The organism is Kitasatospora sp. NPDC091257 (assembly GCF_044757675.1).
Classification (GTDB): Bacteria; Actinomycetota; Actinomycetes; order Streptomycetales; family Streptomycetaceae; genus Kitasatospora; species Kitasatospora lactacystinica.
In genome coordinates, this window is sequence record NZ_JBIVVI010000507.1 from 1 (window position 1) to 6,173 (window position 6,173).

The 6,173-nt window shown below is 76.1% G+C and carries 6 protein-coding genes; 2 read left to right on the forward strand and 4 right to left on the reverse strand.

What is annotated here, in order from left to right; translation table 11 throughout:
* Positions 1-484, reverse strand: a 484-nt coding sequence (locus ACIQOV_RS22830; protein ID WP_401051145.1) for a PAC2 family protein, incomplete at its 3' end; no start/stop codon positions are given.
* 149 nt (positions 485-633) lie between these two features.
* On the opposite strand from ACIQOV_RS22830, the gene ACIQOV_RS22835 reads away from it, so the two are divergent.
* A complete protein-coding gene (locus ACIQOV_RS22835) occupies positions 634-1,383 on the forward strand; it encodes an NAD-dependent epimerase/dehydratase family protein (protein WP_401051159.1) in 750 nt (249 codons plus the stop codon).
* 84 nt (positions 1,384-1,467) lie between these two features.
* Here ACIQOV_RS22835 and fusA read toward each other — a convergent pair whose 3' ends face one another.
* From fusA to ACIQOV_RS22850, 3 genes are all read right to left on the reverse strand, one after another.
* Positions 1,468-3,564: an elongation factor G gene (gene fusA / locus ACIQOV_RS22840; RefSeq protein WP_401051147.1), complete on the reverse strand. Its 2,097-nt coding sequence runs from the start codon at positions 3,562-3,564 to the stop codon at positions 1,468-1,470.
* Between the two features lie 384 nt (positions 3,565-3,948).
* Positions 3,949-4,467 (reverse strand): hemerythrin domain-containing protein, encoded by a 519-nt coding sequence (locus ACIQOV_RS22845; RefSeq protein ID WP_401051150.1) that lies wholly within the window; start codon positions 4,465-4,467, stop codon positions 3,949-3,951.
* 77 nt (positions 4,468-4,544) lie between these two features.
* Positions 4,545-5,492 (reverse strand): DMT family transporter, encoded by a 948-nt coding sequence (locus ACIQOV_RS22850; RefSeq protein WP_401051153.1) that lies wholly within the window; start codon positions 5,490-5,492, stop codon positions 4,545-4,547.
* Positions 5,493-5,540: 48 nt separating this feature from the next.
* On the opposite strand from ACIQOV_RS22850, the gene ACIQOV_RS22855 reads away from it, so the two are divergent.
* Positions 5,541-6,173, forward strand: a 633-nt coding sequence (locus tag ACIQOV_RS22855) for a MarR family winged helix-turn-helix transcriptional regulator (protein ID WP_401051156.1), incomplete at its 3' end; no start/stop codon positions are given.

Sequence of the window (6,173 nt, forward strand, 5' to 3'; positions counted from 1 at the left end):
CGTAGCGGCTCTCCTCCAGGTCCAGCCGGCGGGCCAGCTCCGGGTCGGAGGTGACCCCGCTGACCGGCACCGGGCGGCTGTGCGGGGTGTCGCCGAGCAGCGCGCCCAGGATCACCACCAGCTCGACGCCCAGCTCGTGCGCGAAGCCCAGCAGCTCGTTGCAGAACGAGCGCCAGCGCATGCTCGGCTCGATGCCGCGGATCAGCACGACGTCCCGGGTGGTCGGTTCCGTCACCCGGATCACCGAGAGCCGGGTGGTCGGCCAGGTGATCCGGCGGATGCCGCCGTCCAGCCAGACCGTGGGCCGGTTGACCTGGAAGTCGTAGTAGTCCTCCGCGTCCAGGGCGGCGAACACCTTGCCGCCCCAGGTCTCGTCCAGATGCGCCAGAGCCGCGGAGGCGGCGTCGCCCGCGTCGTTCCAGCCTTCGAAGGCGCAGACCATGACCGGGTCGATCAACTCGGGAACATCTTCCAGCTCGATCACCCAGCGTCTCCCTCCGGTCGGCGGTCGGACCTGCGCCGCCCCGGCTGGCCTGCCGGGGCGCCGACGGGCCGGCTGCCGACTGTCGAACCTCTCGTCTCCCGTGGAACGTCTCGCCCCACGGTCCCTACCTGCCCAGCCTACGGGCTTTGATGCGCACCGCGGCCGGGCACCGGGACAGTCTGGAGGTGGTGGTCGGCGACCTGTGCGAGGAGGCGGACCGGGCGCGGGCGCTGGAGGGCGCCGAGGTGGTGCTGAACGTGGCGGCGGCGCTGCGCGGGGTGCCGGACGAGGCGGCGTGGGCGGTCAACCGGGACGCGGCCGTCGCCCTGGGGCGGGAGGCGGCGAAGGCCGGGGTGCGGCGGTTCGTCCACACCAGCACGAACCTGGTGTACGGGCGGGGGCTGGGGCGCCCCGCCGTGGAGGGCGACCGGCTCGCACCGGATCCGGCATGGGGGGTGTACGCGGCCTCAAAGGCGCAGGCCGAGGCGGGGCTGCGCGCGCTGGGGGCCGAACTGCCGCTGGTGGTGGCCCGGTTGGCGTTCGTGTACGGGCAGGGCGATCCGCACCTGGCGCAGTCGCTGCACTGGGCGGCGAACTGGCCCGCGCACCAGCGCCTGGCGGTGGTGCACCACGCGGACGTGGCGCGGGCGCTGTGGCGCGCGGTGGTGACGCCCGGCATCGAGGGGCGCACGTACAACGTCGGCGACGACGCGCCGCTGACGGCCTGGGACCTGTACGCGCTCAACGGTCGGACGCACCCCGGCAGTTCACCGGACGAGCCGTTCGACCCGTTCGACCCGTGGGAGGGACAGGTGTCCACGGCGGCGGCGCGCCGGGAGCTGGGCTGGCGTCCGCTGTACCCGTCGGCGTGGGCGGCGGCCGACGCCGGGGCGCTGTAGCGGACGCCGCCCGGCCCTCCCGGTACGGGGAGGGCCGGGCGACGCCGCACAGCCGGCCGGCGCCGCTCAGCCGGTCCGTGCCGCTCAGCCGGCCGGCGTGGGCGCGGGGGCGTAGCCGGCCGGGCGGGTGGTGAAGGTGCCGCGGCCCTGGGTGCGGCCGCGCAGGCGGCCCGCGTAGCCGAACAGTTCGGCCAGCGGCACCAGCGCGCCGACCCGGGCGGTGGCGCCGTGGCCGGGTTCGGTGGAGCGGACGTGGCCGCGGCGGGCGGCGAGGTCGCCCAGGACGGTCCCGAGGGCGTCCTCGGGCACGGTGACGCTCACTTCGGCGAGCGGTTCCAGCAGGTGCATCCGCGAGGCGCGCAGGGCCTCGCGCAGGCCGAGGCGGGCGGCGGTGCGGAAGGCGAGCTCGGAGGAGTCCTTGGGGTGGGTGGCCCCGTCGGTGAGGGTGACGGCGACGCCGGTGACCGGGTGCCCGCCGAGCGGGCCCTCGGCCAGGGCGTCTCGGCAGCCGGCCTCGACGGCCTGCACGTACTCGCGCGGCACCCGGCCGCCGGTGACGGTGGAGGTGAACGCGAACTCCCCCTCGGTGCCCGCCGGCAGGGGGTGGACGTCGAGGACGAGGTGGGCGAACTGCCCGGCGCCGCCGTCCTGTTTGGCGTGCCGGTAGGTGAAGCCGGTGACGCCCTCGGTGAGGGCCTCGCGCAGCGCGACGCGCGGGCGCCCGACGACCGCTTCGACGCCGGCCTCGCGCCGGACCTTCTCCACCGCGACCTCCAGGTGCAGTTCGCCCAGGCCGGACAGGGTGCGCTGGCCGGTCTCCGGGTCGGTGGCCACGCGCAGCGAGGGGTCCTCCTCGGCCAGGCGGGCGAGGGCGGCGGCGAGTCTGTCGGTGTCGGCGGCGCGGCGGGCCTCGACGGCGACGGTGACGACCGGTTCGGCGCTCACGGGGGCCTCCAGGACGATGGGGTGGTCGGCGTCGCACAGGGTGGCGCCGACGCGGGTGTGCTTGGGGCCGACGACGGCGACGATGTCGCCGGCGCGGGCGCTGTCGGTCTCGGTGTGGCGGTCGGCCAGGACGGTGAGGATGCGGGCGACGCGCTCGCGGCGGCCGGTGGCGGTGTCGAGCACGGTGGCTCCCTTGTGGAGGGTTCCGGCGTACAGGCGCAGGTGGGTCAGGCGCCCGGTCGGGGCGGAGGTGACCTTGAACGCCAGGGCGGTCAGGGGCTGTTCGGGGTCGGGGTCGCGCTGCTGGGCGCGGTCGGCGGAGCGGGTGGGCGGGACGTCGAGCGGGGAGGGCAGGTAGGCGACGGCGGCGTCCAGGAGCGGTTCGATGCCGCGGTTGCGGTAGGCGGAGCCGCACAGCACCACGACCACCTCGCCGGTGCGGGTGAGGTCGCGCAGGGCCGCGGTGAGGGTGTCGGCGCCCAGGGTGGCGCGGGCACAGAACTCCTCCAGGGCTTCGGGGTGCAGTTCGGCCACCGCCTCCTCCAGGGCGCGGCGGCGCTCGGCCGCCACGGCTTCGAGGCCGGCCGGGACCGGGCCTTCGTGCAGGGTGCCGTCGTCGTCCCAGGTGAGGGCGCGCAGGCCGACCAGGTCGACGACGCCGGTGAACGACTCCTCGGCGCCGATGGGCACGTGGACGGCCAGCGGGCGCGGATGCAGGCGTTCGCGGATGGCGGCGACGGCGGCGTCCAGGTCGGCGCCGGCGCGGTCGAGCTTGTTGACGAAGGCGATGCGCGGCACGCCGTGGCGTTCGGCCTGGCGCCACACCGACTCGCTCTGCGGCTCGACGCCGGCGACCGCGTCGAACACCGCCACCGCGCCGTCGAGCACCCGCAGGGAGCGCTCGACCTCGTCGGCGAAGTCGACGTGGCCGGGGGTGTCGATGAGGTTGATCCGGTGCCCGGCCCAGGCGCAGCTGACGGCGGCGGCGAAGATGGTGATGCCGCGGTCGCGCTCCTGGGGGTCGAAGTCGGTGACGGTGGTGCCGTCGTGGACCTCGCCGCGCTTGTGGGTGGTGCCGGTGAGGTAGAGGATCCGCTCGGTGACGGTGGTCTTGCCGGCGTCGACGTGGGCGAGGATGCCGAGGTTGCGGACGGCGGCGATACCGGCGGTCGCGGCGGCGGTGGTGCCGGTGGTGCTGCGGGTGGTGGTGCTGCGGGTGGTGGTGTGGGTGCGCATGGCCCGGGTGCCTTTCGAGGCGGTTCCGCTCGTGGGGTGGGCGCGCGATTCCAGCAGTGCCGACGGATCGTCGGATTCATGACCACGGAATGGGACGACGGCCGGACAGGCCGGTGTCAGACGGTGGCAGCACTGCTCCGGTGCCGGCCGCGCAGCGGGCACCGGGAGGCCAGGGACACCAGGATCACCTCGTACCGCGACGCGGGAGAGGGGGCGGCGGCGCTCTGCTTCGGCATGGCCGCCCGCCCCCTCTCTCGTCCCGTTCGTCGTCGCGGTCGCCGCGGTTGTCACGTTGTCGCGGCGGGCCGCGCGTCGGGGCGCGGCCGCGTGGCGAGTGTAGGGAAGGCGGGCCGGCCGGTGCGACGGGTTTTACGGTGCCGGGTCCTACGGCGCCCGGAAGCGCAGCACCGGCTCCGACCAGCCGTCGTCGCGCACCCCGGCGTCCAGGGCGGCGCCGATGGCCCGTTCCTCGTAGCCGAAGTGGGAGTCCATGATGGCGGCGAGTCCGTCGAGTTCGCGTCCGATCGCCTCCAGGTCGGCGCCGGTGGCGCCCTGGACGACGGCGTCGGACTGGCCGGCGGCCCGGTCGGCGAGGTGGCGCACCCGGGCGAGGATGTGGGTGATGAAGCCGTGGTCCTCGACGAGTTTGCCGATGGTCGGTGCCAGGTCGGGGCGCTCGCGCAGGAGTTGGGCGAACAGGCCGGTGTCCTCGCCCTGGTGGTGGTTGGTCAGGGCGGTGCAGAAGGCCAGGCAGTGGGTGAGGAGTTCGCTGCCGTCGCCGTCCGGGCGGCGGGGCCGGCCGAGATTGGTGCGCAGGTCGGCGAGGCGGCGGCGCAAGTCCTGGTGCGCGCGGGAGAGTTGCAGGCTGAGGGCGGCCGTACGGCCGGTGGAGGGGGAGGCCACGGGTGGCGGTCCCTTCGGTTCCGCACCTCCATGCCTGACGCAGTCCGTCACCGGCACGCGATGCTCGCGCCATCGGATCACGCGCCCCGACCGGAAGGCAAGCGGGCGGCGGGGCCGGGCTCGGGCTCGGGCTCGGGCTCGGGCTCGGCGGGAGGCTCGGCGGCCGGTGCGGGCTCGGCGGCGCCGGCGCGCGGGCGTCCGAGCAGGATGCCGGCGACCACCAGCGCCAGTCCCGCGCCCTGGCGCACCCCGAAGGGGTCGCCGTCCAGCGCGGTGCCCAGCAGCACGCCGGTGAGCGGGTTGAGCAGTCCGAGCAGGCCCACCGTGCCGGCCGGCAGGTGGCGCAGCCCGGCGAACCAGCAGGTGAAGGCGAGCGCGGTGGCGACCACGGTCGTGTAGCCGAAGGCGAGCAGGGTGGGCCCGTCCGCCGGCGGGGGCGGGCCCTCGGCGGCGGCGAGCGGCAGCAGCACCAGGCCGCCGGCGGTCAGCTGCCAGGCGGTGGCGGTGAGCGGGTCGGCGCCCTCGCGCCAGCGGGCGGCCAGCACGTAGCCGACGGAGGAGACGAGCATCGCGGCCGCGGAGGCCGCCAGCCCGGCCCAGCCGATCCCCTCCCCCGTTCCGGCCAGTGCGAGGGCGACCCCGGCCAGGCCCACCGCCGACCCCGCCAGGTGCGCGCGGCGCGGCCGCTGCCCGGCCAGCGCCCAGGCGGTGAGCAGCAGGGCCAGCGGGGAGGCGGCCATGAGGGTGGCGGCGGCGCTGGTGGGCAGCAGTTGGGAGGCGAGGTAGAGCAGGACGAAGAAGGCGGCGGTGTTGAGCAGGCCGAGCAGGGCGCTGCGCCACCACCAGGCGCCGTACGGGCGGCGGCGGGCGAGGGCGAGCAGCAGCAGTCCGGCGGGCAGGGCGCGCAGGGCGGCGCCCCACAGGGGGCGGTCGGCGGGCAGGTGGGCGTGGGTGACCCAGTAGTTGGCGCCCCAGGCGACGGGGGCGAGGGCGGTGAGCAGCACCCAGCGTTTGGTGGCTTCCATGGAAGGCAATATAGCTTCCTGGGAAGCTACTGGCGTAGGGTGGTGTCCATGGAGCCCGACCAGCACGAGGACCGGCACGAAGAGCGGCACGAGGACCGGCACGAGGAGCGGCACGAGGACCGGTCCCCGGACCACGTCGCCCAGATCCAGGCCGCGTGGCGGCGCGAGCGCCCCGACCTCGACGTCTCCCCGCTGGCCGTCATCGGGCGCCTGCACCGCCTCGCCGCCCGCCTGACCGCCGAGCTGACCCTCGTCTACCAGCGCTACGGCCTGGGCGAGGGCGAGTTCGACGTGCTCGCCGCGCTGCGCCGCGCCGGCGCCCCGTACGAGCGGGCCCCGGGCGAGCTGGCCGCGCACACGATGGTGACCACCGGCGCGATGACCAAGCGGATCGACCGGCTGGAGCGCGCCGGGCTGGTCACCCGCCGCCCCGCCGTGGACGACCGGCGCGGGCGCGTGGTCGCCCTCACCGACGCCGGCCGGCGCCTGTTCGACGAGGCGTTCACCGCCCACCTGCGCAACGAGCACCGCCTGCTGGCGCACCTGAGCACCGAGGAGGCCGCCGCCCTGCAGGGCCTGCTCACCGCCTGGCAGCACCGCCTGGACGGCACCGGAGGCCCGGGTGGAAGCCGCACCGGCGGAAGCCGCGCCGGGGGCACCGGGGACGCGGGCCGTACGGAG

What these genes read in the sequence shown, in the direction of transcription:
- ACIQOV_RS22835 (WP_401051159.1), top strand. Translation starts at nt 634, where the DNA reads ATGCGCACCGCGGCCGGGCACCGGGACAGTCTGGAGGTGGTGGTCGGC.
- fusA (WP_401051147.1), bottom strand. Translation starts at nt 3,564, where the DNA reads ATGCGCACCCACACCACCACCCGCAGCACCACCACCCGCAGCACCACC.
- ACIQOV_RS22850 (WP_401051153.1), bottom strand. Translation starts at nt 5,492, where the DNA reads ATGGAAGCCACCAAACGCTGGGTGCTGCTCACCGCCCTCGCCCCCGTC.